Source organism: Synechococcus sp. CS-205 (assembly GCF_025128255.1).
In the GTDB taxonomy this organism is placed as follows: domain Bacteria; phylum Cyanobacteriota; class Cyanobacteriia; order PCC-6307; family Cyanobiaceae; genus Regnicoccus_A.
In genome coordinates, this window is sequence record NZ_JAHLZB010000024.1 from 95,518 (window position 1) to 119,221 (window position 23,704).

Sequence of the window (23,704 nt, forward strand, 5' to 3'; positions counted from 1 at the left end):
GCCGCCAGCTCCCGCCATGCCCGCTCCTCTCCGTCGATGGTGTGTTTTGGCTCTGAGCGGACTGCCGGTGCTGTTGATCTTGGCGCTGGCGGCGTCCGGACCACGGCTGCCGGGCCCCGCCCGGGCGGCTGTGGACGCCCCGCCACCGCCAGCCCCGGCCACGGTTCCGCTGCCGCCTGAGCCGGGCCTGCCCCAGACGGCCGAGGGTCGTCACTATCCGGAGGTGCCCGGCGACCCCCAATCCGTGGCTGAGTTGCTGGTGTCGCTCGAAGAAGCCCTGCGCTCCCCCGACACACCTGCTGACTCGTTGCCTGCCCTTGGCCATCAGCACCAGGTGATCCTGCGGGTGCTCGCCGTCAGGGAGGGCCTGGCCAATCAGGTTCGGCCCCTTCTGAGTGCGCGCTGGCAAACGGTGCTCGACCATCACCTGGGGGCCCGACGGGCGTTCCTGTCGATGCGCCGTGGCCGCAAGGGCAGCGCCACCCTGCCGGCCTGGCGGATCGTGGCACCAGAACCGGCGGATAATCTGCTGGGCTACTACCGCAGCGCGGCGGCGGCCACCGGCATCGACTGGGAAGTGCTGGCGGCGGTCAACCTGGTGGAAACCGGAATGGGGCGCATCGACGGCGTTTCGGTGGCCGACGCCCGCGGGCCGATGCAGTTCCTTCCCACCACCTGGGCAGAGCCTGGCATCGGCAAGGGGGACATCCGCGATCCCCACGATTCGATCCACGCCGCGGCTCGCTACCTCGTGCGCCGGGGGGGCTTGAAAGACATTCGCAAGGGGCTCTGGGGCTACAACAACAGCGACTATTACGGCAAGGCCGTTCTCCATTACGCGGCCCTGCTCCGTGACGATCCGGCCGCCTACACGGCCCTGTACCACTGGGAGATCCACTTCGCTTCCTCGGCCGGTGACCTCTGGCTGCCCGTGGGTTATGCCCAGACCAGACCGATCCCGGTGGCCCTCTACCTGGAGCGCTTCCCCGCCAGCGCGCCGCCGCCGGCCAACCGTGGCGTCTGAGGCCCTGGGCCACCGGCATGAAGGAGCTTGTCGGCTGGGAGCCCGCTCGGTCCGCCGGCATCACACTGGTCCTGGTGATCCCAGGCAAAGCGATGGAAGAGGGGGGGAGCACGATCACGGCATCAGGACGCTCCGAGTCCCTCGCGGTGTCCTTGGGGAGTCTGGCGGCACTGGTCGTCTGCCTCCTGGTCCTGGGGCTTGGGGTGGGTCAGATCACCACGGTGATGCCGACTCTGGCGGGTGTGTCCACCGCCGCAGCCGGCCGCCCTTGAGCAGCTGCCGGGGTTGTGGTGTTCGCCGGTGTTCTGGGCTGGCTCCATGAGTGCCCGCCTGGTGCTCGGCCCTGTGCACGTCAGCCCGCAGGTGCGCGAATGGCTGGATCTGGAAACGCTGCAACGTCTGGTGGCTCGCCACCGCCGGGGCGACTGGGGCCAGGTGGATGCCCGCGATGCCAGGGCCAACACGCTGGCGGCCTATCACCAATGCGGCCGGTTGCGCAGTGTCTATCACCTTGGGCAGGGGCTGTGCGTCTGGGTGATCACCGACCATCTCGGTACCGACAGCCTCCAGACCACCGTGCTGATCCCCGCTGACGAGTGAGCCGGAGCCAGAGCTAAGGCGCTGCTACGGTTCCGGCCACCTGGCCCCTGGGGATCCCCTGCCGCTGCGATGACTGATCCGGCGCAGCCCAGGGGCGACGATTTCCCGGCACTCAGGGCGATTGCGGAGCGCTTTGAGCTCGGCGGTCCGATCAGCGGCATCGAACCCCTGGGGCAGGGCAACGTCAACGACACCTATCTGGTGCGCCTGGGCGACACCGCCCGTCCCGCCGCCGTGCTGCAGCGGGTGAACACCCAGGTGTTCACCCGTCCCGAACTGGTGATGGGCAACCTGGTGACCTTCAGTGACCATGTGGCCCGGCGGATGCGCGAACCGCCCAGGGAGCTGGCAGGCCGCCGCTGGGAGGTGCCGCGGGTGTTTCCCGCCCGTGAGGATGGACGCCCCTGGGTGTGGGAGGGCTCGAATTTCTGGCGAGCCCTGGGCTATGTGCAGGGGGCCCAGTCGCTGGAGAGGATCGGCCACAGCGGCCACGCCCGCGAAATCGGTTTCGCTCTGGGCATGTTCCACCGGCTGATCAGTGATCTGCCCGTGGAACACCTGGCCGACACTCTGGAGGGTTTTCATATCACCCCTTCCTATCTGCGCCACTTTGATCAGGTGCTGGGCCAGCTCAGCTCCCATGGCGATGCCGAGCTGGACGATTGCCTGGCCTTCGTGGAGCAGCGACGCTCCCTGGTGCCGGTGCTGGAGCAGGCCAAGGCCAGTGGAGAGCTTCGCCAGCGTCCGATTCACGGTGATCCGAAGATCAACAATGTGATGCTTGATCTCCAGGCTGATCGGGCCGTTGCCCTGGTCGATCTCGACACCGTCAAGCCAGGCCTGGTGCACTACGACATCGGCGACTGTCTGCGCTCGGCCTGCAATCCCCTGGGAGAAGAGGCCGACGACTGGCGCGCAGTGCATTTTGATGTGGGTCTCTGCGACCTGCTGCTGAAGGGGTACGGCAGTGTGGCCAGCTCTTTCCTCACCGACGCCGACTACAGGCACATCCCTGCCGCCATCCGTCTGATCAGCTTTGAACTCGGACTGCGCTTCCTCACCGATCACCTGGCCGGGGACGTCTATTTCAAGACCCGCCATCGCGGCCATAATCTGCGCCGGGCTCGGGTGCAGTTCAAGCTGACGCAGAGCATCGAGGAGCAGGACGCTGCGATTCAGGCCGTTGTGGCGGCGATGCGATGAAACCGCCCGGCAGCGAACCCACCGCTGAGCAGGCTGAGATGCCCTGGCAGTCCTTTGTCCTTCAACCCTTCGATCCAGAGGCTGGCCTGGCGCTGACGGGGCGGATCCGACGTGGGAGGGAGATCCTGGAGCTGCATCTGCATCTCAGCGGCGACCTCGCCTCGGTGGTGGTGCCTGAGCCCTCACCCCGGCCGGAGCGCCGCGATGATCTCTGGCGAAGCACCTGCTTCGAGTTGTTCCTGGGCGCTGAGGCGGAGCCGGTGTACCGGGAAGTGAACCTCGCCCCAAGTGGCCACTGGAATGTGTATCGCTTCAGCGGCTACCGCCGGGGGATGGAGCCAGAGCCCTCTCTGCAGGACATGCCCTTCGGGTTCAGGCGGAAGCCCGCAGCGCTTGAGCTGGCGCTGGCCTGGATGCTGCCCGACGACCTTCAAGCCGCGGGTTCAGCCCTTGAAGCCGGGGTCTGTGCGGTGATTGAGCGGCGCCAGGGGCGGCTCAGCCACTGGGCTGTGAACCATCCTGGTGATCAGGCTGACTTCCACCGCAGGGATGGCCTGGTGCTGCGCCTCTGAGCGGAACAACGCCTGCCTTGGAGGGGTGGAAGAGCCCGGAGTGAACCACCACCCCAAGCTCCTGCCCGAAGGCATCGTCATCGTGACATGCCGATCCGACTGCATCTTGGCATCGGACCCCCGCAACGTCTCCGCCGGCGCAACCGGATCACCGCTGCAGTCGGCTGGGGTTGCCCCTCAGCTGTACTCGCCCGGCATGTCCTGCTTGGTGATCGTCACCCTGCCGATGCGCTGGCCGGAGGAACGCAACACTTCGTCCCCGGAGACGTCGAAGCCCAGGGACGCGGCGATCCTGGCCACGTCATCGGCGGTCGAAGCGCTCAGCACCTGGCGCCTGAGTTCAGCATCGTCCTGCACCCGTGCAAGAAAGGCCCTGAGTTGGTCCTGGGACATGGCAGAGCGGGGATCGGGACTGGTGCTTCAGCATGACCCCCCCGGGTGTGCGGGTCACTCCCCCCACTGGCGCAGCAGGTTGGTGTAGCTGCGGCTGACCAGATCGAAGACCTCATCCTTGCCATCGCGCTGGAAGATCGCCCGCCGCGCTGTGTCGAGTTCGAACAGCAGCTCCCGCTGGTCGTCCCGGCGCACCCGGTGCTCCTGGAGCAGGGGTTCGAGCACGCAGCGCTTGGCGGGTGGGGGACAATGAAGAGGTCTGCTTCAACCCGCCCATGAACCGATCCAGCATCGCTCTGTTCCTGGCCACGGCCGGTCTGGTCGCAGGAGTGGCGGGTTGCGGCCAGGCCGAGACGCCCAGCCCAAGCTCCACGGAGATGGAGAAGCCGTCGATGAGCAGCCCCGAGGAAGAGAAGTCGGGCGATCACGACGGCATGAAGCCCGATGAAGGGGGTGAGGGCGGCGAGGGAGGCTGATGCGGCGGAAGCTGAATCAAGTCGCATCCTGAGCACTCAGCCCTGTTGCGCTCCGCTGGATCTGAGCAGCTCTCGGATCCGTTCAGCACCCACGTCGTTGCGGATCTCCACCCTGCCGATGGCGCTGGGCAACACGAAACGCACCTGCCCGCCCTTCACTTTTTTATCACTCTGGAGGGTGCGCAGCACCGCCTCTTGGTCAAGGGAAGGCAGCCGCATGGGCAGGCCGGCCCTGGAGATCACGGCGCACTGCCGTTGCTGATCGGCGTCGCTCCAGAGACCCATCGCCGCGGCCAGCTCGCCGGCTGCCACCATCCCCAGCGCCACCGCCTCCCCGTGGAGGTAAGTGCCGTATCCGCACAGGGTTTCCACCACGTGGCCGAGGGTGTGACCGTAGTTGAGGATGGCGCGCAGTCCGCCTTCCCGCTCATCGGCGGCCACCACGCGGGCCTTGGCTGCCGCGGATCGCTCCAGCAGCGTCTGCAGCAGGGTGTCGCCCACCCCCTCCAGGCTGGAGAGGTCGCCGGCGGCTTCCAGCTCGGCGAACAGCTCAGGATCGCCGATCACGCCGTACTTGATCACCTCGGCCATGCCAGCGCGGAAGTCCCGCTCCGGCAGTGTGACCAGGGTGCTCGGATCGATCAGCACCAGGCTGGGCTGGTGGAAGGCTCCGATCAGGTTCTTGCCACCGGGATGGTTCACGCCTGTCTTGCCACCGATGGAGGCATCCACCATCGCCAGCAACGTGGTGGGCACCTGCACCACGGCAATGCCCCGCAGCCAGGTGGCGGCGGCGAATCCCGCCATGTCCCCCACCACGCCGCCGCCGAGGGCCACGATCAGGGAGCCCCGCTCCAGCCGGCTGGCCTGGGCCGCGTCATGGATCAGGGCCACGCTGGCGGGAGTCTTCTGGTCTTCCCCGGCCTCGAGCACCAGCAGGCCGGGATCCAGCTCGGCCATGAGCAGACTCTCCAGGGTCTTGCCGCCATAAAAGCCCTCCACCACAGGGTTGGTCACCACCAGCACCTTGGTGCCCGCCGCCACTCCACGGGAGCGGATCAGCGGGCCGAGCTGATCGAGGCTGCCATCGCCGATCACCACGGGGTAGGGATGGCTGCTCAGGGCCACCTCGATCGTGTGGAGGCGCAGGCCGGCAACGGTCTCGCTGGCGGGGCCGGTGGGCTCGATCGAAAGCGTGGGGATCATCGCTGGGGCCGACGCGACTGACTGATGCGTCAGGCTAGGCCTGGGCTTCCATGTCCCCATGGCCCTGGATCACCGCCAGCACCGCCGCGCCGTAACGCTCCAGCTTGGCCGCGCCGATGCCGCTCACCTGCTCCAGTTCCGCCAGCTCCCCGGGTCGCCTGGCCGCCAGCTCCACCAGCGTGCGGTCGTGGAACACCACATAGGGGGGCACGCCCTGATCACGGGCCTGTCCCCGGCGCCAGTCCTTGAGGGCCGCGACCAAGCCGGGATCGGCCGCCAGTTCAGCTGTTCCGCCTGCCGTCGGGGCCAGAGGCTGCCGGGCGCTGCGGCTTCGATCCGCGGCCCGCTTCCGCTCCTGGCGTGGCGGCGTGGCTGGCAGCTCCAGGGTCAGCTCCCCCCGCAGCAGGGCCCGCACACGGGCTTCTTCTCCCCAGCGCAGACCGCCGCGGCCGTCGGGCACCGGCTCAATCCATCCCTGGCTGGTGAGCTGCCGCAGCAGTGTGCGCCACTGGTCGCGGTCCAGCTCTTTGCCGATGCCGTACACACTCAGGCTCTGGTGGCCCAGGGAGCGCACCCGGGCAGTGTCGGCCCCCAGCAGCACATCCGTGAGGTGGGCCGCCCCGAAGCGCTGGCCAGTGCGGTAAACGGCCGAGAGCGCCTTCTGGGCCGCCACGGTCCGGTCTTCGAGCACCTGGGGCTCGAGGCAGCGGTCGCAGTTGCCGCAGGGCTCGGCCAGGGTTTCGCCCAGATGGGCCAGCAGCAACTGGCGGCGGCACCCCGGCGCTTCGGTGAAGCCCACCAGGGCGTCGAGCTTGCCGTGCTCGATACGCTTCTGGCCGGCCTCGGCATCAGACTCCTCGATGAAGCGACGCAGCTGGGGCACATCCCCTGGCCCATGCACCATCCAGGCGGTGGCCGGCAGACCGTCCCGGCCCGCACGGCCGGTTTCCTGGTAATAGGCCTCCAGGCTCTTGGGCAGATCCAGATGGGCGACGAAGCGCACGTCCGGTTTGTCGATGCCCATGCCGAAGGCGATCGTGGCCACCACCACCACGCCACTGTCGTTGCGGAAGCGGCTGAGGGCGCCGGAGCGCTGGCCGGCATCCATCCCGGCGTGGTAGGCCACGGCGTCGTGGCCGGCATCGCGCAGCAGGGCGGCGAAGCGGTCCACACGGCTGCGGGAACGGGCATACACGATCCCCGCTTCAGCGCGGAAGTCCTCCAGGAATGCCAGCAGCTGCTCCCTGGACTCCTGTTTCGGCCGCAGCAGGTAGCGGATGTTGGCTCGGTCGAAGCTGGCCAGGAACACCCGTCCCTGCTCGAGGGCCAGGCGTTCGATGATCTCTCCGCGGGTGCGGGGATCGGCGGTGGCGGTCAGGGCCAGCCGGGGAACCTGCGGGAACTGCTGGGCCAGGACCTTCAGCTGCAGGTACTCGGGGCGGAAGTCGTGGCCCCACTGCGAGACGCAGTGGGCTTCGTCGATGGCGAACAGGGCCAGGGGCCTCTCCTGCAGCCGCTCGAGCAGATCGCCGCCGAGCAAGCGCTCAGGTGAGACGTAGAGCAGATCCAGACCACCCTGGTGGAGAGAGCGCCAGAGGGCGCTGGCGGCCTCGCCGGTGAGGCCGGAGTGCAGGGCGGCCGCCCGCACGCCGGCCTGGCGCAGGGCCTGCACCTGGTCATCCATCAGGGCGATCAGGGGGGAGACCACCACCGCCAGGCCCTCCAGGCAGAGGGCCGGCACCTGATAGCAGAGCGATTTGCCGCCGCCTGTGGGCATCAGCACCAGGCCTGACCCTCCGGCGATCACATGGCGCACGATCGCCTCCTGGGGACCACGGAAGTGGTCGTAGCCGAACACCTCACGCAGCACCTGCAGCGGGTCGCTGCCGCTGAAGCTGCTCTGCACGGCCGTGGTCCCGTCAAGGTTCATCCCACAATGGCGCCATGGATGGTTCCCGCTCTTCCGCCCCTCCGGCCCGCCGGTCTCCCGCCTGGTTGGGACGCAGCGCCACGGCCTGGGGCTTTCTCAGCCCGGCTCTGCTGCTGCTGAGCGTCTCGGTGCTGATTCCGGCCGCGATGGCCCTGGTGATCAGCTTCACCGCCACCGGCCTCGACGTGAGCGAGCCGTTGCGCTTCGTCGGTCTGGCCAACATCCGCCGCCTGCTGGCCGACCCGGTCTTCCTGCAGGTGCTGGGCACCACCTTCCTTTATCTGATCGGCGTGGTGCCCCCGATCGTGCTGGGGTCCCTCACCCTGGCCGTGCTGGTGAACCGCCAGCTGCCTGGGATCCACCTGTTCCGCGCCGCCTTTTACACCCCGGTGCTGGTGTCGATCGTGGTGGCGGCCATCGCCTTCCGCTGGCTGTACGCCGAGAATGGCCTGGTCAACGGCTGGCTGGCGGCCTGGCTGGGGGATGCTTTCACGCCGATCGGCTTTCTCACCACCCCCTGGCTGGCCCTGCCCGCCGTGATGCTTGTGACCCTCTGGAAGGGCCTCGGCTATTACATGGTGATCTTTCTCTCGGGCCTGCAGGGCATTGCCCCGGAGCTCTATGAAGCCGCTGCCCTCGATGGCAGTGAGGGCTGGAGGCGCCATCTCGACATCACCCTGCCCCTGCTCAGGCCCTACCTCACGCTGGTGGGGGTGATTTCCGCGATCGCCGCCACCAAGGTGTTCGAGGAGGTGTATCTGATGACCCAGGGGGGGCCAGCGGAGTCCACCCGCACCCTCGTCTACTACGTCTACGACCAGGCCTTCTCCGAACTGGAGATCAGCTATGCCTGCACGGTGGGTCTTGCCCTGTTCCTGATCGTGCTGGTCTTCAGCCTGCTGCGCTTCCTGGCGGTGGGGGACAAGAGTTTCAGCTGAGGGCGTCCACGCCGCTGGTCAGGGGAGTGGCAAGCTGCTCAATCGGCACGCGGCCCCTGTGGGGTGTCGTCCTGGAGGTGAGGGATGAGCGGCAGTATCGGGGTGGTGGGAGGCGGCCAGCTCGCCTGGATGCTGGCTGCGGCAGCTCGGGAGCAGGGCATTGAGCTCCACGTCCAGACCCCCGCTCTCACCGATCCCGCCGCCCGGCTGGCCAGCAGTGTGGTGCGTGCCCCTCTTGATGATGCGGAGGCCACCCGCCGCCTGGCCGAGAAGGCTTCGGCGATCAGTTTCGAGAACGAATGGCTCGATCTCGACGCCCTCGCCCCGCTCGAGCAGCAGGGTGTGGTGTTCATCCCCCGCCTGGAGTCCCTGGCGGATCTGGTCTGCAAACGTCAGCAGCGGCTGCTGCTGGAGCGGTTGCGCCTGCCGTCGCCCCGCTGGTTTCCACTCGAGCAGGTGCTGATCCCCCCGGCACCGGCTGAGGAGGATGAAGCGCCGCAGGCCGAGGCCGATCAGGACGCCGGCGGAGAGCAGGAGCCGCTGCCACCCCTGACGCCGCAGTTGCCGGCGGGGTTTGACTTCCCGTTGATGGCCAAGGCGGCGAGGGGGGGCTACGACGGCCGCGGCACCCGGGTGATCCGCAGTCAGCAGGAGCTGGAGGCCCTGATCGAGTCTGTGGATCCTGGCCTCTGGCTGTTGGAGGACCTGGTGGCCTTCGAGCAGGAGCTGGCCCTGGTGGCCTGCCGCGACCACCAGGGCGCGGTGCAGTGCTATCCCCTGGTGGAGACCCACCAGCACGATCAGGTCTGCGACTGGGTGCTGGCTCCTGCCGCCGCCAACCAGGCGGTGCAGGCCCGGGCCCGCAATGTGGCGGCCTCGCTGCTGGCCGCCCTTGAGTATGTGGGAGTGCTCTCGATCGAGTTCTTCTACGGACCTTCGGGGCTGCTGATCAACGAGCTGGCGCCAAGGACCCACAACTCCGGCCATTACACGATCGAGGCGACCCGCACCAGTCAGTTCGCCCAGCAGGTGCGCCTCGTTTCAGGGCAACCCCTGGGGGACATCACCATGGAGCTGAACGGCGCGCTGATGGTGAACCTGCTGGGCTTCGAGACCTCCACCGCGGCCTACGCCAGGCAACGCCAGGCTCTGGAGGCTCTGCCCGATGCCAGCCTGCACTGGTACGGCAAGCGTCTGGCCAGGCCTGGGCGCAAGCTGGGCCACATCACCCTGGTGCTCAAGGCCACGGACGCAGCCGAGCGGGCCCTGGAGGCAGAAATCCGTCTGGCTGAGGTGCGCGCGATCTGGCCGCTGCCACCGGAGCGGACCCCTTAGAGTTTGCGAGGACTGCTGTGTTGGTGACTGCCTTTCACAGTTTCTGATCTGACTCCCTCTTCGACGTGGGTGGTCTGTCGTGACGGTGACGTACACCGGCCTCGTTGCCGGAAACGAAACCCCACTTTGACTGCCCCTCTGGTACTACCAGGTCGAACACTGGGGCAAGACGGCACAGCGGTTCACCCTTTTCATCCCTTCCGGCAGAGGCGATCCAGGCAGTCCTGGAGTTGGTCTTTTGCCCAGGACGTGACCACGAACACTTCCTGGGCGGTGCTGCCGCGCCTGGCCAGCAGCTTGAACCCTCCGTTGATCGGGATCGACACCCGCAGCCGTAGGCGCGGGCTGTGCCCCTTCACCCGGCTGATCACGGCCGGGGTGATGGTGTCGATGCCTTCCTCCCGGGCCAGCACCTTGAGTACGGGGATCAGGCCCTCCAGGTAGGTGCTGTGGGTGATCACAACCCGACCCATGGGTATTTCTCCCCAATGGTCAACTGTAGGTGGGCTGGCTAAGACAAGAGAGCCTCGCCGAGCCTCGGTGGACCTGACACGCACATCGCTCAGCCTCGAGCTCAGCCGGCAACTCGGCGAGGCCGTTGAGGTGCTCACCATGGCCCAGCCCCTGCGGAGGCAGGTGAGCGGCCTGGCGGTCTGCTCCGGGCGGCTGTTCAGCTACGTGCTCGACAGAAGGGCTCTGAGCCTGCAGGTGCGCAATCTGCCGATGTTCACCGTCCGTCCGCAGGAGGAGGCGCTGCCGGGGCTGGCCTGAGCCTTGCTTGGGCCTGAGCTTCCCGAATCACTCCCGCTCGAGCGGGGCCATCGTCAGGCCCTCCTGGCCGAGTTGCTGGTGGTACAGCTCGGCCTGCTCCTGGGGCCCACTCCAGACCACCGCGGAACCCCCGCGATCGATCTGATGGGCCAGCTCCCAGGCGCGGTCGGGTCCCATGCCCGGCAGGTAGCGCACCAGGCAGTTCACCACGTGCTGGAACGTGTTGACGTCGTCGTCGAGCACCACGACCCTGAAGTGGGGATAGGGCTGGCGAAGGCGGATTCCCGCCGGGATCGTCTGGGCTCCCGGGGCTGCCATCGTTGTTCTGCGGCTGGTGGCGACCCACACTAGGTAAACTCTCGATAATCGTTGCTGGGGCGCCCCCATGCTCATCACCCTCGCCTGGGCTTCCCTGGCTGCCCTCTTCAGTTTTTCGATCGCCATGGTCGTCTGGGGTCGTAACGGCGACGGCACGATCAACTTCTGATCCACGAAGGATCGTTTCTCACCCGGATGCCTGAACTCCCACTCACCAGCACCAATGTCCTGGCGCTGACCGCCTCTGTGTTGCTGGTCTTCGTCACGGGAGGGGTGATCTATCTCTCAGCGGTCGAGTGGCGTGATCGTCGCCGAGCCAGCCGTGGCTCACGCCCGGCATCCGGTCGCCTCTCCTCCGGTCGGCGGTGACGCGGGCGAGGCCCGCCTGCATCCATGGCCCCTGGTTCGTGAATCACCAGCCGAGCTGGCTGAGGCCCGCTCCAGATGGCTCCTGGGCACGGTGGCGCACCACGCTGTCTGTCATGCCCTCCCCTCACTGATGACCCTCTCCCTGCCCCGTTGGAAGGGTGGTCTGCCCTGGCCTCCTCGGCTTGGGCCTCTGCCGATCACCTCGGCCGTGATCGCTCTGCTGGTGCTCGCCCCGGCCAGCCAGCTCCACCGATTTCCCCGCTCGAACGCCGAGGGGCTGGAGCGGGTGGTGGCGATGGCCACGCTGGTTCAGAGCTTTCAGTCGACTGATGTGCGGCCGGTGCCCCTGCTGTGGCAGGAGCGTCTTGGAGCTGAGCCGGCCGCCAGGCTCTGGGCCCGCCAGCGGGGACCCTGGTGGCAGTTCTGGGGTCGGGAAGGGTCCGCCCACCTGGTGGTGCCGGCCCGGCTGTTCGGCCCTCAGGCCAGCATGGCCCTGCCGGAGGGGGCCCTGCGGGTGGACGATCTGGTGGTGATCGCTCCCGATCCCCTCTCCGAGCAGACCCTCCAGCAGCAACTGACCCGCACCTCCCGCCCGCCCCGCGGCCTGGAGCAACGCTGCGTGAACCTGTTGCGAACTCGCCAGGCCGTGGTCTGGACCAAGCTGGCCCTGGCCCAGATCTCGGGTGACCTCGCCCCGCTTCTGCAGGGATTCCAGCAGGGCTGTCTCACAGTCAGCGCCGAGGCTGATGGCCTCTACTGGCAGGGAGAGGCCAGTGCCAAGCCAGATTCGGTGGTAGCGGCATCGCCGCAGCCTCCTGAGCCGGCCCGCAGCCGGGAGCCCCTGCCGGAGAACCTGCTGCTGGAGGTGGCCGGGGCACGGCTTGATCAGTTGCTGGAGGCCCTGCTCAGCAATGCAGTGATCCGGCGACCGCTGATGGATCGCTATGGCCTTGATCAGACGGCCCTGGAGCGATTGAAGGGCACCCCGTTCCTGCTGAGGCTCAGGCCCCAGTCCAAGGGCCCCTTTCTGGCCTCTCTGGAATTGCAACTGGCGGTGGGCGAGGACCGCTCAGGCTGGACAGGTTGGCTGGCGACGCTGGGCCAGGCCCTGGAGAGCCAGGGTCTGAGCGATCAGCGCTCCAGCACCGGCAAGTCCGGGGCGAGCGCCGTGCAGGCGAAGCTGCCCAGCAGCCTCTGGCTGCGCGAAGACGGCACGCCATTGGGCGGCTGGCGCTGGGTGGTGCCGGCATCCGGTGGTGCCCCTGAGCTGCTGTTCGTGCTCGGCGCCGGGCTTCCGGGGGGAGAGCGCTTCCCAGCGGCCATGGCTCCGGCGGGTGGGGGGCTCAGTCTGCGGGCCAGGCCTTCAGCCCTCTCCGAGCTTGGCTTGCTGCCCCCGGACCTGCCCGCGGTGGCCAGGCGCTCCAGCCAGCTGGAGATGGTCTCCGCTCCGGCGGGAGCGTCCAGATCCAGGGCCGGCAGCTCCCAGAGCAGCGGGTCCGGGCTGTCGTGGCTGTGGGGTTCCTTGCGTCTGGAGCCCTCCCCTGCGAGCCCGTCAAGCATCTCCCCACTCAAGCCCCCAGCGAAGGCGAAGGATCCCCCTCAGCCGGGCGAGCGCTGAGCAGGCCCCTGTCGGTGTCGGATCCTCAGCCCCCCTGGGGGGCAGTGGGAGGGGTGGCCTCAGCCGCGGGTCCGGATTCGCCTTGGCTCTCCCCGGTGGGGTTGGCGGTGGCGGGGGGGGCCAGTTTCTCCTGAGCCTGACGCTCACGGCGGCGGCGTTCCGCCGCAAGGGTCTCCTCCATCAGCTCGACGGCCTGGGCCATCTTCTCCAGAGTGCTCGCGTAGAGGTTGAGGTCCTTGTCGACCCGTTCCTTCATCAGACCCATGGATTCACCGATCTGATGGGCGGCCTCCCTGAGGGCCTGGGGTTCCACGGCTTCGGCGCCACGGGCTCGCTGCAGCAAGCTGAGCAGCCCCACGGCGAACAGGCGTGAGTAGTGGAAATCTGGCCTGTCGATACCGGCCAGCACCCCGGCGATCGGCTCAGGGGCCCCCTCGCCCCGCTGGGCCAGCCATTGCTTCACTTCCTCGAGGCTGTGCTCTCCCACCGCTGCCACGGCGGCGTCATGCTGGGCGCGAATCCGCTCGGCATCGAAGCCCGAGGAGGCGCAGAGGGCCGCAAACAGGGGCTCACGCTGCTGCTCCGGCCGGTAGCCCTTGGCGAAACCATCAAAGACCTGGGTGAGCCCCACTGCGAACAGCGGGTCGCTGCGGAATCCGCTCTGCCGGCTGAGCAGATGCAGCTCGACGAGAAGCTCATCGACCATGCGCCGGTACAGAGGACCGATCACATAGGGAAAGGCTGCGTGGAAGGCACGCTTGCTGTCAGCAACGGTGAGGCAGGCGCTCACACTCATCCGCACGAATGCCTGGACATTAGCGCTGCACCCCCCCCGGGGCGATCGGGCGCTGCGAGCACCGACCTCGGTAGGATCGCGGCAGTTGCTCTGCCGTTGCCGATGATCCCGATCGTGATTGAGGATTCTGGCCGGGGTGAACGCGCCTTTGATATCTATTCCAGGCTCCTGCGTGAGCGGATCATTTTTCTGGGCGAGACCGTGACCGCAGAGTCTGCCAACCGGGTCGTGGCGCAACTCCTCTTTCTGGAGGCGGAGGATCCGGAGAAGGATATTTTTCTCTACATTAATTCCCCCGGAGGTTCCGTCTATGACGGCCTGGGCATCTTCGACACGATGCAGCACATCAAGCCGGATGTGCAGACGGTCTGCGTGGGCCTGGCCGCCAGCATGGGAGCTTTTCTGCTCACCGCAGGTACCAAGGGCAAGCGCAGCAGCCTGCATCATTCCAGGATCATGATTCACCAGCCCCTTGGTGGTGCCCGCGGCCAGGCCAGCGACATCCGCATTCAGGCGGATGAGATCCTCTTCCTGAAGGACAAACTGAACCGCGAACTCGCCGACCGTACCGGCCAACCCCTGGATCGCATTCAGCTCGACACTGACAGAGACTTCTTCATGTCGCCTGCTGAGGCCGTGAGCTACGGACTGATCGACAAGGTGATTGAAAAGCGACCCGTCCGGCCGGTCTGAATGATTCAGCTTTGCTGATCACTCTTCGCTGGGGATCTGCAGGCCGTTCTTGCTGCCCTTGAGTTCTTTCCAGAGCTTGCGAATCTCATCGTAAGCCTGATCCTGGTTGAGTTTGCCGTTGCTCTGCAGACCTACGATCAGGCCCACGCGATCAGCGAAACGCTCAAGATTCTGGTGAAAAGCCAGCCGTTGCGGACTCCAGTCGTCGCCGTGATAGGGACTGAACGACTCCATAGGAGAGCGGGTGCTGCTCAAAACCTGGATACGCAATGACTCAGGGTAAGCACCGACCTCAACCGGGCGGGACAAGGTTTGGTTAAGAACCTGAACCTTGCCCGAGCGGCGCCCGCCTGGGCCGGCGGGCTCTGCACAAGTTCAGGAAGCGGGCAGCAGGGGAGAGAAGCGGTCCTTCTCGGGAATGGTCGTGAATTCGGCCACCACGGCGCGGAACTCATCGCCATCGAGAGTTTCCTTCTCGATCAGCATCTCCACGAGTCGATCCATGCAGTCACGATGGCTCGAGACCAACTGCTGGGTGTCGCGGTAGCAGAGGTCCACGATGCTGCGGACCTGCTCGTCGATGCGCCGTGAGATGGAGTCGGAGACATCGCTGCGGGTCATCAGATCGCGGCCGAGGAACACCTCCTGATTGCCGGCCTCCAGCGACACAGGCCCCAGATCGCTCATGCCGAACCGTGTCACCATCTGGCGAGCCATGCTGGCCACCTGCTGGATGTCGCCTCCGGCGCCCGTGGTGACTTCGGCGTGGCCAAAGACCACGTCTTCAGCCACACGGCCACCAAGAGCTCCCATGATGCGGGCCTTGAGCTGGGCGCGGCTGACCAGCATCTGCTCCTCGTCGGGCGCGAACCAGGTGAGACCCTGGGCCTGACCGCGGGGAACCAGGGTGACCTTCTGAACAGGGTCATGGTCCTTGACGAGGGTGCCGACAAGGGCATGGCCCACTTCGTGGTAGGCGATCAGCCGCTTGCTGCGACCGTCGGTAAGAGGCTTGCCCTCCATGCCGGCGATCACCCGATCCACGGCATCATCGATCTCAGCGAGGCTGGTGGCCTCCTTGCGGCGGCGGGCTGTGAGGATGGCCGCCTCATTGAGCAGGTTGGCCAGATCGGCGCCGGTGAACCCCGGGGTGCGCCGGGCGATCGCCTCGAGGGACACATCCTCCGCGAGCTTCTTGTTGCGGGAGTGAACTTTGAGAATCGAGAGCCGTCCCTTAATGTCCGGCGCGTCGACGCTCACCTGGCGGTCGAAACGGCCGGGACGCATCAGCGCCGAATCGAGCACATCGGGTCGGTTGGTGGCGGCGATGATGATGATGCCGCTGTTGCCCTCGAAGCCATCCATCTCGGTGAGCAGCTGGTTGAGGGTCTGCTCCCGCTCGTCATTGCCGCCACCGATGCCGGCACCGCGCTGACGTCCCACCGCATCGATTTCATCGATGAAGATCAGGCAGGGGCTGTTTTCCTTGGCCCGCTTGAACAGGTCGCGCACGCGGCTGGCGCCGACGCCCACGAACATCTCCACGAATTCAGAGCCTGAGAGGGAGAAGAAGGGCACGCCGGCCTCACCGGCGATGGCCTTGGCCAGCAGGGTCTTGCCGGTACCGGGAGGACCCACCAGGAGCACGCCCTTCGGGATCTTGGCGCCCACGGAGGTGAAGCGTTCCGGTTGCTTCAGGAAGGTGACCACTTCCTCGAGATCCTCCTTGGCCTCCTCCACCCCGGCCACGTCGTCGAACATCACACCGGTTTCAGCCTCCATGGCGAAACGGGCCTTGGTCTTGCCGAACTGCATGGCCTGACCAGGTCCGCCGGGCATGGAGGACGATCGGCGCGCCAGGAAGATCAGGGATCCGATCAGCAGCAGGGGGAAGAGCAGGTTGCCGAGGATTCCCAGGGCCGGAGGGGTGGTGCGAGGGGGGTGGATGTCGAAGCTGATCCCCTGGGACTTGAGGTTGTTGATCAACTCGGGCGCCAGGCCAGGGAGATCGACCCGCAGCCGTTGCACGCGGTTGTCCAGGTCGGGATCCACCGCCTCGATCACGGCACTGCGGCCCCCATCGAAAATATCCACCGCTGTGACCCGGCCCGCCTCGATGTAGTCGAGGAAGCGGCCGTAGCTCATGCGCGCCACGGCCGCGTTGCGCGGGGCCACGGTGCCGGTGCGACCCTCAGGTGTGAACCGGCTGGCGCCGCCGTTCCCCAGCACCTGCCAGCCAAGGAACAGGGCTACTCCGATCGGGAGCAGCCAGAGAGCGAACAGACGCCAGCGCTGATTCATGGCTGAGGGGATTTTTAACAAGTGTAAAGCGCGCAATCCTCAGCCGAGGGTTCCCGGCCGCCGCGCCATGGCTTTCAGCTTGTCATGGTTACCTTCAGTCGCGAGCTCCGGTGACAGAGCTTCAGCTGATGCTCAGCCAGGCTGGGTCGTCGCTTTCCTGGATGGTATCGAGATCGGGGGCTCGATCAGCAGCTCGGAGCTCGGCAGCGTTTCCAGCAGTTCAGGTCCCCCCAGGCCGTGGGTCCAGATTTCCAGTTCCGCTCCCTTGGGGGCCTGGAAACTCAGCAGTTCAAAGGGAAAGATCACCCGCTCGAGGTAGAAGTCGCCGGGCCCGCAGGAACGCAGAATCACCATACGGTCGCTGGAATTGCGATAACCGCAGGACAGCAGGGCCAAGGGAGGAGTTTCGTCGGGGTTCAACCATCAAGCCACCATCCCCCCATGGCTTTGGTCACGGTCAGCACCGTTCGGCTTTCTTAAGGTTTTCTTGATGAGCTGCCGTGGCCGGCACCCTGGTGGTTCCGCAGGATCTGTGCCGTCAGAGGCTGCGCAGGGCGACGATCGGATCCAGGCGCGAGGCCCTGCGCGCGGGCACCACCCCGAAGAACAGCCCGATCGATCCGGACAGTCCCACCGTGAACAGCACGCTGCCGCTGTCAATGGCGGCCGGCAGGGGCGTGAAGCGGCTGACGGCCGCCACCGTTCCCAGGCCCACCGCACTGCCGATCAGCCCCCCCAGGCTGGCGAGCACCAGCGATTCCACCAGGAACTGCAGCAGCACATCGCCACTGCGGGCACCCACGGCCTTGCGCAGGCCGATCTCCTGGGTGCGCTCGCTCACCGACACCAACATGATGTTCATGATGCCGATGCCGCCCACCAGCAGAGACACCCCGCCGATCGCCCCGAGCATCAAGGTGAGTCCCCCGGTGATCGTGCCCACGATCGAGAGGGCGTCCTGCTGGGAGCGCACGGCGAAATCGTCTTCTCTGAGGATGCGATGCCGGCGGCGCAGCAGGTTGGTGATCTGAAATTTGGCCGCGCTGGTGCTGGCTTCGTCACGGGCTTCAGCGCTGATGAAGGTGAGCACAACCCCATAGGTGGGATCCCGGCCGCTGAGCTTGCTCACCATCGTCGAGAGCGGGATGTAGGCGGCTTCGTCCTGGTTGGTGCCGAAGGCGGCGCCTTTGGCGGCCATCACACCGACCACCTCGAAGGACTGATCGCGGATGCGCAGGGTCTGGCCGATGGCGGAGCCGGAGGGCAGCAGCTTCTGCTTGAGATCAGGGCCGATCACTGCCACGTTGCGGGCCCCATTGATGTCGTCCTCGCTGAAGAATCGGCCCTGGGCGATCTCGAAGCGACGCACCGGCAGGAACTCGGGCGTGATCCCCGAAACCGAAGCGTTCGAGCTGTTTCCCCCCGACTGGACCACCTCGTTGATCGTGATCTGAGGAGCTACCCGGCGCACGCTCGGCACCTGCTCGGCGATCGCCTCCGCGTCCTCCAGCACAAGGGTGCGCGGATTCTGGATTCCCTGACGGCGGGTGTCGTTGTTGCCGGGCACCACGAACAGGACGTTGGCCCCCAGGGTGTTGAGCTGGCCCTCCGCCAGGTTCTGGGCCCCTTTGCCCACCCCCACCAGGGTGATCACCGAGGCGTTGCCGATCACGATCCCCAGCATGGTCAGCAGGCTGCGCAGCCTGTTGGCCTTGAGGGTGTTGAGGGCCATCCCCACGGTTTCCGCCATGGGCAGTTTCGAGGCCATGGCCACCAGCAGAGATCAGGTCCGCATCATGGCCAGCAGTGGCTGCCGCTGGCGGGACTGACCCGCCGGCCCCGGAGATCCAGGCCGAGAATCCTCTCTCAGAGGATCGTTTCGCTGCGGTCAGCCTGGGTGTGGTTGCGGGCACCGCGGTGAACGACCCCCTCGCGCACCTCCAGGGTCACGAATTCGCCGAGGCGCAGGTCGGACGTGGCGTTGGCCACGCCCACGATCACGGGAACCCCCAGCCGCTGGGCGATCACCGCTGCATGGCTGTCACAGCCGGCCTCTTCGGCGATCACCCCCTTGGACTTGCGGATGGCATCGAGGTAGGCGGCGGTGGTTTCGCGCACCACCAGGATCTCTCCGGTCTCCAGCCGAGCCGCTTCCTCGGCGTTGGTGGCCACGCGCACCCGGCCGCTCACCGAGCCGTTGCCGATGCCGAGGCCCCGGCCCAGCACCGCCGAGACGATGCCCACCTTGACCAGGTCTGTGGAGCCGCTCACTCCCGAGAGGGTGCCTGCGGTCTGAACCACCAGATCGCCCTCCCTGAGCAGGCCCCTCTCCTGGGCCACGCCCATGGCCAGGGTGAAGGTGCTGGTGGTCGACTTCTGGTGGCCGATCAGCAGGGGGTTCACCCCCCAGACCAGCTGCAGCTGGCGGGCGACCTGCACCTCGCTGGTGATCGCCAGGATCGTGGTGGAGGGGCGGAACTTGCTGACGTTCCGGGCAGTGGCCCCGCTTTTGGTTAAGGGGAGGATCGCGGCGGCCTGCAGCTGGCGGGCGATCGTGCTCACCGCCTGGCTGATCGCATTGGGGATGGTGGAGGCGATGTGGCTGTCCACGACCCTGCGGGGATAGTCGCGCTCGATGCGACGGGCGATGCGCGCCATGGTCTCCACCGCCTCCACGGGGTAGTCACCCACGGCGGTTTCGTTGGAGAGCATCACGGCATCGGTGCCATCGAGGATGGCATTGGCCACATCACTCACCTCGGCCCGGGTGGGGCGCGGGCAGCTGGCCATGCTGTCAAGCATCTGGGTGGCGGTGATGATCGGGATCCCCAGGGTGTTGGCCTTGCGGATCAGCTCCTTCTGGAGCAAGGGCACCTCCTCGGCGGGCATCTCCACCCCCAGGTCGCCCCGGGCCACCATCACGCCGTCGCAGAGCGGCAGGATCGCATCGATCTGGTCGATCGCCTCGAACTTCTCGATCTTGGCGATCACAGGTGTGCTGTGCCCCTGGCTGCTGATCAGCTCGCGGATCTCCTGCATGTCGGAGGGGTTGCGCACGAAACTGAGGGCCACCCAGTCGACCCCCTGCTGCAGGCCGAAGCTGAGGTCCTCCCGATCCTTGGTGGTGAGGGCCCGGATCGAGAGCTGCGCGTCAGGGAAATTCACCCCCTTGTTATTGGAGAGCACCCCGCCCACCACAACGGTGCAGTGCAGGGTCCGCTCGGGAATGTCCACCGAGCGGACCACCATCTCGACGCGGCCGTCGTCGAGCAGGATGCGGCTGCCGGCTGTGACCTCATCGGCCAGGCGGTCGTAGGTGATCGTGGCGATGCTCTGGTTGCAGCTCACCGGCCGGGAGGTGAGGGCGAAGGGATCGCCGTTGGCCAGGGTGATCGGACCGCCTTCGAAGCGGCCCAGGCGGATCTTGGGACCCTGCAGATCCTGGAGGATGCCCACATGGATGCCCAGCTCATGGGCCACCTGACGGATCGTGGCGATCCGTGCGGCATGTTCGGAATGGTCCCCGTGGGAAAAATTGAGCCGAAACGTGGTGGCGCCGGCCTGGATCAGGTCCCGCAGTCGCTGGGGGGACTCCGTGGCTGGACCGATGGTGGCCACGATCTTGGTGCGACGCGACAGATCGGGCTGCGCCATCGGAAAGGCCGAAGGTTCAGGCGGAAACTACCATCCGGTCCCGCCCCGCTCCTGCCACCGATGGTGCCGAACCCATGGATCTGAACCAGTACCAGCGCCAGGCACGCACCACGGCCCGATACCCCCAGGTGGGCTCCAATCCCATCTATCCCACCCTTGGCCTCTGCGGTGAGGCCGGTGAAGTGGCCGACAAGGTCAAGAAGGTGCTGCGCGATCGAGGAGGTGTGTTCGAGCCGCCGCTGGTGGAGGATCTGGCCCTCGAACTGGGTGATGTTCTCTGGTACGTCGCCCAGCTGGCCAGTGAACTGGGGCTTGATCTGGAAGCCGTTGCCCGGGGCAACCTGGCCAAGCTGGCCGCCCGGGCCGAACGCAACACTCTCGGAGGCAGCGGCGATCACCGCTGAGGGCCTGCCTTGAAGCCATCCTCTTCAGATCCCCCTCGCCTGGCCCGACGGATGCCCCTCGCGAAGAATCCCTTGAGATCACCTTCTTCCAGGCCCGCTTCAGGCGGCCAGGTCAGGAGCCTGCCCAAGGTGCTGGCCCTGGCGCTGGCCCTGCTGCTGCTGATGGCCCCGGCGGCACCAGCCTGGGCGCTGGATCTGGCCGTGAGCGAAGTCCGCCTGGAGCCCTGTCCGGCGGATGATCCCGGAGCCCAGCCTGAGCTGAAACGTCCGAGTGGGGCCCGTTGCTATGCCCTGCGCGGCACGGTCAGCAACCCGCGCTCCCAGCCGGTGATCGACGCGGATCTGTTCGCCGTGATCAGTGACCGCAGCGGTGAGCCGGTGCTTCAGAACCGCACCCGGGTTGGCTCCCTCGGCGATGTCCCCCCGGGGAACTCCAGCTTCGCCCTGCGCCTGGCGGTGCCGGCCGGTACCCCCGGTCCCCTCAGGGTCAGCCATGCCAAGGCCAGGGGATTCAACGCCCCGGTGCGGGTGCGTGCCGGCTCAGGCGATGAGCTGCTGCCGCTGGAGCAGGCCCTGCTCGATCCGGGCTGAGCGGCCCCAGGAGGCCTGCTCAGTAGCCGAAACCACCCATCAGGGACCCGCTGAGGTTGCCCAGCAGCCCCTGCACGAGGCTGAGGGTGATGAAGGCGATGATCGCCGAGAGATCAAGACCTCCCAGGGGCGGAATCAGGCCGCGAAAGGCGTTGAGGTAAGGGTCGGTGATCGAGCTCACCGTGCTCAGGACAGGGTTGCTCCAGTCGAGGTTGGGGAACCAGCTCAGCAGCACCCTGACCAGCAGCACGAGGCTGTAGATGCTGAGGGTCTGCGCCAGCACGGCCAGGATCTGGCTCAGGATCGACATGGACAAGGCCTGAAGTGACTTCATCCGACTCTATGCAGCTTCGTTCCCCCCTGTCCTGTCCTGGATGGCTGGAGGGGTCTCCTGCAGCTGGGTGACGGCGAAGGTGCGGTGGAACTTGTCGCTGAGGCTGATCCAGAAGGACCGGCCGTCGCTCTGTCGCCGCCGCTCGATGAAGTCCTGGGCCAGCAGCTCCTTGATGTGGTCGTAGGCGCCCGATCCGCGCAGCTCCACCAGATCCGACTGAAGGATGCGCCGCTTGAGGGCCACGGTGGCCAGGGTGCGCAGGGTGGCGGTGGAGAGGTCCACCGGCAGCAGCGTCTGGACCAGATCGGCATGGCTGTCGCGCAGCTGAAGGCTGAAGCGCTGACTGTCCTGGCGGATTTCCAGGGCCGTGTCCCGGTGGGCATAGTCGGCCATCAGGGTGATCAGGGCCAGCTCCACCTCGCCCCGCTCGATCGGATCGCTCAGTCCGGCCGAGGCGATCTCGGCCAGCTCGCCCAGGCTGAGCGGGCGGCCTTTGAGGTAAAGGATGGCCTCCAGCCGGGCCGGCAGAGACAGGGATTCGCTGGACATGCTCGCAGCCGCCCATCGTTGGGCGCACGGTACCGCAGCTGACCAGGGGGAGCCTCAGGCCAGGGCCGGCACCGGCTGGCTGGCGGGGCCGAGGAACAGCCGATAGGCCGGGTTGCCGGTCTCGTCCCAGTGGCGGTAGCCCAGGCCGGAGAGGAAGCGGTCCCACTCCTCGGAATCCCGCTCCTCCACCTGAACCCCCACCACGATGCGGCCCACGTCGGCCCCCTGGTTTCGGTAATGGAAGATGCTGATCGACCAGTTGGCGTGCAGGGCGTTGACGAAGGCCATCAGGGCGCCAGGCCGTTCGGGAAACTCGAAGCGATAGAGCAGTTCCCGAGGCAGGGCAGCCCCGGCGCGGCAGGCCGCCTCAGGCAGGCGCCCGCCCACCATGTGACGCAGGTGCAGCTTGGCCAGTTCGTTATCGCTGAGGTCGAGGCAGGGGAAGCCACCTTCGCTGAGCTGGCTGATCAGAGCCTCGGTGTCCCGGCGCCCGTCGATCTGAACGCCCAGGAAAATGTGAGCCAGGCGGTGGTCCGCCATGCGGTAGCTGAACTCGGTCAGGCTTCGGGAGCCCAGCAGCTCACAGAGCTGACGCAGGCTGCCGGGTCGCTCGGGAATCTCCACCGCCAGCATGGCTTCACGCTCTTCCCCCAGCTCCGCCCGCTCGGCCACGAAGCGCAGCCGGTCGAAGTTCATGTTGGCGCCGCAGGCCACGGCCACCAGGGTGCGTCGCTTCAGTCCGCGCCGCTGCACGTCGGCCTTCATGCCGGCCACCGCCAGGGCCCCTGCCGGCTCGAGGATCGAGCGCGTGTCCTCGAACACGTCCTTGATCGCCGCGCAGATTTCATCGGTGTCCACCGTGACCATGGCGTCCACATAGCGCCGGGCCAGTTCAAAGGTGTGCACTCCCACCTGGCGCACCGCCACCCCATCGGCGAACAGCCCCACCTGCTCCAGGCTCACCCGCCGGCCCGCCGCCAGGGAGCGGGTCATGGCATCGGCATCCACCGGCTCGACGCCGATCACCTCCACCTCGGGCCAGACGTTCTTGATGAAGGCGGCGATGCCGGCGATCAGGCCACCGCCGCCCACAGCCACATAGATCGCATCGGGTGGAGCCGAGCACTGGCGCAGGATCTCCAGGCCCACGGTGCCCTGGCCGGCGATCACCTCCGGATCGTCGAAGGGATGGATGAAGGTGAGGCCCCGCTCCTGCTCCAGGACCCTGGCCTGCTGGCAGGCCTCGTCGTAGGTGTCTCCGTGCAGCACCACCTCGGCCCCGCGGGCGGCCACGGCCCGCACTTTCATGGCGGGGGTGGTGAGCGGCATCACGATCACCGCGTGACAGCCCAGCCGATCGGCCGCCAGAGCCACCCCCTGGGCATGGTTGCCGGCGCTGGCGGCGATCACCCCCCGCTGCAGTTCGTCGGCCCTGAGCTGGGCCATGCGGTTGTAGGCGCCGCGCAGCTTGAAGGAGAAGACCGGCTGGAGGTCCTCACGCTTGAGCAGCACGGTGTTGTCCAGCCGCCGCGAGAGGTTTGGGGCCGGATCCAGCGGCGACTCGATCGCCACGTCGTAGACCCGGGCCCGCAGGATGCGCTGCACTGTGTCGTCCATCTCCCCAGTGTG

The 23,704-nt window shown here is 67.0% G+C and carries 29 protein-coding genes, 1 other RNA gene and 1 pseudogene; 16 read left to right on the plus strand and 15 right to left on the minus strand.

What is annotated here, in order from left to right; translation table 11 throughout:
• The first annotated feature begins 16 nt into the window (after positions 1-16).
• The 5 genes from KQ297_RS05695 to KQ297_RS05715 all read left to right on the plus strand — a co-directional run bounded on the left by KQ297_RS05695 (position 17) and on the right by KQ297_RS05715 (position 3,399).
• Positions 17-1,024, plus strand: coding sequence for a transglycosylase SLT domain-containing protein (locus tag KQ297_RS05695; protein WP_399251272.1), 1,008 nt, complete (start codon positions 17-19; stop codon positions 1,022-1,024).
• 17 nt (positions 1,025-1,041) lie between these two features.
• Positions 1,042-1,296, plus strand: a complete 255-nt coding sequence (locus tag KQ297_RS05700; RefSeq protein ID WP_259738560.1) for a hypothetical protein — start codon at positions 1,042-1,044, stop codon at positions 1,294-1,296.
• 46 nt (positions 1,297-1,342) lie between these two features.
• Positions 1,343-1,624, plus strand: coding sequence for a hypothetical protein (locus KQ297_RS05705; RefSeq protein ID WP_185464711.1), 282 nt, complete (start codon positions 1,343-1,345; stop codon positions 1,622-1,624).
• A gap of 69 nt (positions 1,625-1,693) precedes the next feature.
• Entirely contained in the window at positions 1,694-2,827 is a 1,134-nt protein-coding gene (locus tag KQ297_RS05710; RefSeq protein WP_259738561.1) for a phosphotransferase enzyme family protein, read from the plus strand.
• The gene (locus KQ297_RS05715; RefSeq protein ID WP_259738562.1) at positions 2,824-3,399 is read left to right on the plus strand and encodes a DOMON-like domain-containing protein; all 576 of its coding nucleotides are present in this window, start codon (positions 2,824-2,826) and stop codon (positions 3,397-3,399) included. Before KQ297_RS05710 ends, KQ297_RS05715 begins: the two co-directional genes overlap by 4 nt.
• Before the next feature lie 177 nt (positions 3,400-3,576).
• On the opposite strand, the gene KQ297_RS05720 is transcribed toward KQ297_RS05715, so the two are convergent.
• Together KQ297_RS05720 and KQ297_RS05725 are read right to left on the minus strand one after the other, a co-directional pair.
• Positions 3,577-3,792, minus strand: coding sequence for a Nif11-like leader peptide family natural product precursor (locus tag KQ297_RS05720; protein WP_259738563.1), 216 nt, complete (start codon positions 3,790-3,792; stop codon positions 3,577-3,579).
• Between the two features lie 54 nt (positions 3,793-3,846).
• Positions 3,847-3,975, minus strand: a pseudogene (locus KQ297_RS05725) (PKHD-type hydroxylase); the annotation flags it as partial.
• Positions 3,976-4,067: 92 nt separating this feature from the next.
• On the opposite strand from KQ297_RS05725, the gene KQ297_RS05730 reads away from it, so the two are divergent.
• Positions 4,068-4,268: a hypothetical protein gene (locus KQ297_RS05730; RefSeq protein ID WP_259738564.1), complete on the plus strand. Its 201-nt coding sequence runs from the start codon at positions 4,068-4,070 to the stop codon at positions 4,266-4,268.
• A 36-nt stretch (positions 4,269-4,304) separates the two neighbouring features.
• Here the strand turns inward: KQ297_RS05730 and aroB are convergent, their stop codons facing one another.
• Positions 4,305-5,474, minus strand: a complete 1,170-nt coding sequence (aroB, locus tag KQ297_RS05735; protein ID WP_259738565.1) for a 3-dehydroquinate synthase — start codon at positions 5,472-5,474, stop codon at positions 4,305-4,307.
• Positions 5,475-5,508: 34 nt separating this feature from the next.
• Entirely contained in the window at positions 5,509-7,404 is a 1,896-nt protein-coding gene (gene recQ, locus KQ297_RS05740) for a DNA helicase RecQ (RefSeq protein ID WP_259738566.1), read from the minus strand.
• A gap of 14 nt (positions 7,405-7,418) precedes the next feature.
• Between recQ and KQ297_RS05745 the strand changes: the two genes are divergently transcribed.
• The 3 genes from KQ297_RS05745 (at position 7,419) to ssrS (ending at position 9,865) form a co-directional block, all read left to right on the plus strand.
• The gene (locus KQ297_RS05745; RefSeq protein ID WP_259738567.1) at positions 7,419-8,342 is read left to right on the plus strand and encodes a carbohydrate ABC transporter permease; all 924 of its coding nucleotides are present in this window, start codon (positions 7,419-7,421) and stop codon (positions 8,340-8,342) included.
• An 84-nt stretch (positions 8,343-8,426) separates the two neighbouring features.
• A complete protein-coding gene (locus tag KQ297_RS05750) occupies positions 8,427-9,677 on the plus strand; it encodes a 5-(carboxyamino)imidazole ribonucleotide synthase (protein WP_259738568.1) in 1,251 nt (416 codons plus the stop codon).
• Between the two features lie 6 nt (positions 9,678-9,683).
• Positions 9,684-9,865, plus strand: a non-coding RNA gene (gene ssrS / locus KQ297_RS05755) — 6S RNA.
• Between the two features lie 3 nt (positions 9,866-9,868).
• On the opposite strand, the gene KQ297_RS05760 is transcribed toward ssrS, so the two are convergent.
• Complete coding sequence (locus tag KQ297_RS05760; protein ID WP_259738569.1) at positions 9,869-10,150, minus strand: DUF2103 domain-containing protein; 282 nt, start codon at positions 10,148-10,150, stop codon at positions 9,869-9,871.
• A 67-nt stretch (positions 10,151-10,217) separates the two neighbouring features.
• On the opposite strand from KQ297_RS05760, the gene KQ297_RS05765 reads away from it, so the two are divergent.
• A complete protein-coding gene (locus tag KQ297_RS05765) occupies positions 10,218-10,448 on the plus strand; it encodes a hypothetical protein (protein WP_259738570.1) in 231 nt (76 codons plus the stop codon).
• Between the two features lie 27 nt (positions 10,449-10,475).
• On the opposite strand, the gene clpS is transcribed toward KQ297_RS05765, so the two are convergent.
• Entirely contained in the window at positions 10,476-10,766 is a 291-nt protein-coding gene (clpS, locus tag KQ297_RS05770) for an ATP-dependent Clp protease adapter ClpS (RefSeq protein WP_259738571.1), read from the minus strand.
• A gap of 67 nt (positions 10,767-10,833) precedes the next feature.
• Between clpS and petN the strand changes: the two genes are divergently transcribed.
• The 3 genes from petN (at position 10,834) to KQ297_RS05785 (ending at position 12,753) form a co-directional block, all read left to right on the plus strand.
• Entirely contained in the window at positions 10,834-10,935 is a 102-nt protein-coding gene (gene petN / locus KQ297_RS05775; RefSeq protein ID WP_185464627.1) for a cytochrome b6-f complex subunit PetN, read from the plus strand.
• A 26-nt stretch (positions 10,936-10,961) separates the two neighbouring features.
• The gene (locus KQ297_RS05780; RefSeq protein ID WP_185464626.1) at positions 10,962-11,135 is read left to right on the plus strand and encodes a hypothetical protein; all 174 of its coding nucleotides are present in this window, start codon (positions 10,962-10,964) and stop codon (positions 11,133-11,135) included.
• 130 nt (positions 11,136-11,265) lie between these two features.
• Positions 11,266-12,753 (plus strand): hypothetical protein, encoded by a 1,488-nt coding sequence (locus KQ297_RS05785; RefSeq protein ID WP_259738572.1) that lies wholly within the window; start codon positions 11,266-11,268, stop codon positions 12,751-12,753.
• 25 nt (positions 12,754-12,778) lie between these two features.
• On the opposite strand, the gene psb29 is transcribed toward KQ297_RS05785, so the two are convergent.
• Positions 12,779-13,549, minus strand: coding sequence for a photosystem II biogenesis protein Psp29 (gene psb29 / locus KQ297_RS05790; RefSeq protein ID WP_259738573.1), 771 nt, complete (start codon positions 13,547-13,549; stop codon positions 12,779-12,781).
• A gap of 102 nt (positions 13,550-13,651) precedes the next feature.
• Here psb29 and clpP point away from each other — a divergent pair, with 102 nt between their 5' ends.
• Positions 13,652-14,242, plus strand: a complete 591-nt coding sequence (gene clpP / locus KQ297_RS05795; RefSeq protein WP_259738574.1) for an ATP-dependent Clp endopeptidase proteolytic subunit ClpP — start codon at positions 13,652-13,654, stop codon at positions 14,240-14,242.
• Between the two features lie 18 nt (positions 14,243-14,260).
• Here clpP and KQ297_RS05800 read toward each other — a convergent pair whose 3' ends face one another.
• The 5 genes from KQ297_RS05800 to pyk all read right to left on the minus strand — a co-directional run bounded on the left by KQ297_RS05800 (position 14,261) and on the right by pyk (position 20,197).
• Positions 14,261-14,497 (minus strand): hypothetical protein, encoded by a 237-nt coding sequence (locus KQ297_RS05800; RefSeq protein ID WP_399251281.1) that lies wholly within the window; start codon positions 14,495-14,497, stop codon positions 14,261-14,263.
• Between the two features lie 120 nt (positions 14,498-14,617).
• The gene (ftsH, locus tag KQ297_RS05805; RefSeq protein WP_259738575.1) at positions 14,618-16,543 is read right to left on the minus strand and encodes an ATP-dependent zinc metalloprotease FtsH; all 1,926 of its coding nucleotides are present in this window, start codon (positions 16,541-16,543) and stop codon (positions 14,618-14,620) included.
• 132 nt (positions 16,544-16,675) lie between these two features.
• The gene (locus KQ297_RS05810) at positions 16,676-16,939 is read right to left on the minus strand and encodes a DUF1830 domain-containing protein (protein WP_259738576.1); all 264 of its coding nucleotides are present in this window, start codon (positions 16,937-16,939) and stop codon (positions 16,676-16,678) included.
• Between the two features lie 142 nt (positions 16,940-17,081).
• The gene (locus KQ297_RS05815) at positions 17,082-18,311 is read right to left on the minus strand and encodes an ABC transporter permease (protein WP_259738577.1); all 1,230 of its coding nucleotides are present in this window, start codon (positions 18,309-18,311) and stop codon (positions 17,082-17,084) included.
• A gap of 98 nt (positions 18,312-18,409) precedes the next feature.
• Complete coding sequence (pyk, locus tag KQ297_RS05820; RefSeq protein WP_259738578.1) at positions 18,410-20,197, minus strand: pyruvate kinase; 1,788 nt, start codon at positions 20,195-20,197, stop codon at positions 18,410-18,412.
• Positions 20,198-20,271: 74 nt separating this feature from the next.
• On the opposite strand from pyk, the gene KQ297_RS05825 reads away from it, so the two are divergent.
• Both KQ297_RS05825 and KQ297_RS05830 read left to right on the plus strand, forming a co-directional pair.
• Complete coding sequence (locus tag KQ297_RS05825) at positions 20,272-20,601, plus strand: nucleoside triphosphate pyrophosphohydrolase family protein (protein ID WP_259738579.1); 330 nt, start codon at positions 20,272-20,274, stop codon at positions 20,599-20,601.
• A gap of 162 nt (positions 20,602-20,763) precedes the next feature.
• On the plus strand, positions 20,764-21,192 hold the full coding sequence (locus KQ297_RS05830; RefSeq protein WP_259738708.1) for a hypothetical protein: 429 nt from the start codon (positions 20,764-20,766) through the stop codon (positions 21,190-21,192).
• A gap of 19 nt (positions 21,193-21,211) precedes the next feature.
• On the opposite strand, the gene KQ297_RS05835 is transcribed toward KQ297_RS05830, so the two are convergent.
• Genes KQ297_RS05835 through ilvA form a run of 3 tightly spaced genes read right to left on the minus strand, consistent with a single transcriptional unit; the run spans position 21,212 to position 23,692 of the window.
• Positions 21,212-21,502, minus strand: a complete 291-nt coding sequence (locus KQ297_RS05835; protein WP_185464616.1) for a YggT family protein — start codon at positions 21,500-21,502, stop codon at positions 21,212-21,214.
• 30 nt (positions 21,503-21,532) lie between these two features.
• Complete coding sequence (scpB, locus tag KQ297_RS05840; protein ID WP_259738580.1) at positions 21,533-22,075, minus strand: SMC-Scp complex subunit ScpB; 543 nt, start codon at positions 22,073-22,075, stop codon at positions 21,533-21,535.
• Between the two features lie 54 nt (positions 22,076-22,129).
• Positions 22,130-23,692: a threonine ammonia-lyase, biosynthetic gene (ilvA, locus tag KQ297_RS05845; protein WP_259738581.1), complete on the minus strand. Its 1,563-nt coding sequence runs from the start codon at positions 23,690-23,692 to the stop codon at positions 22,130-22,132.
• Positions 23,693-23,704 lie beyond the last annotated feature (12 nt).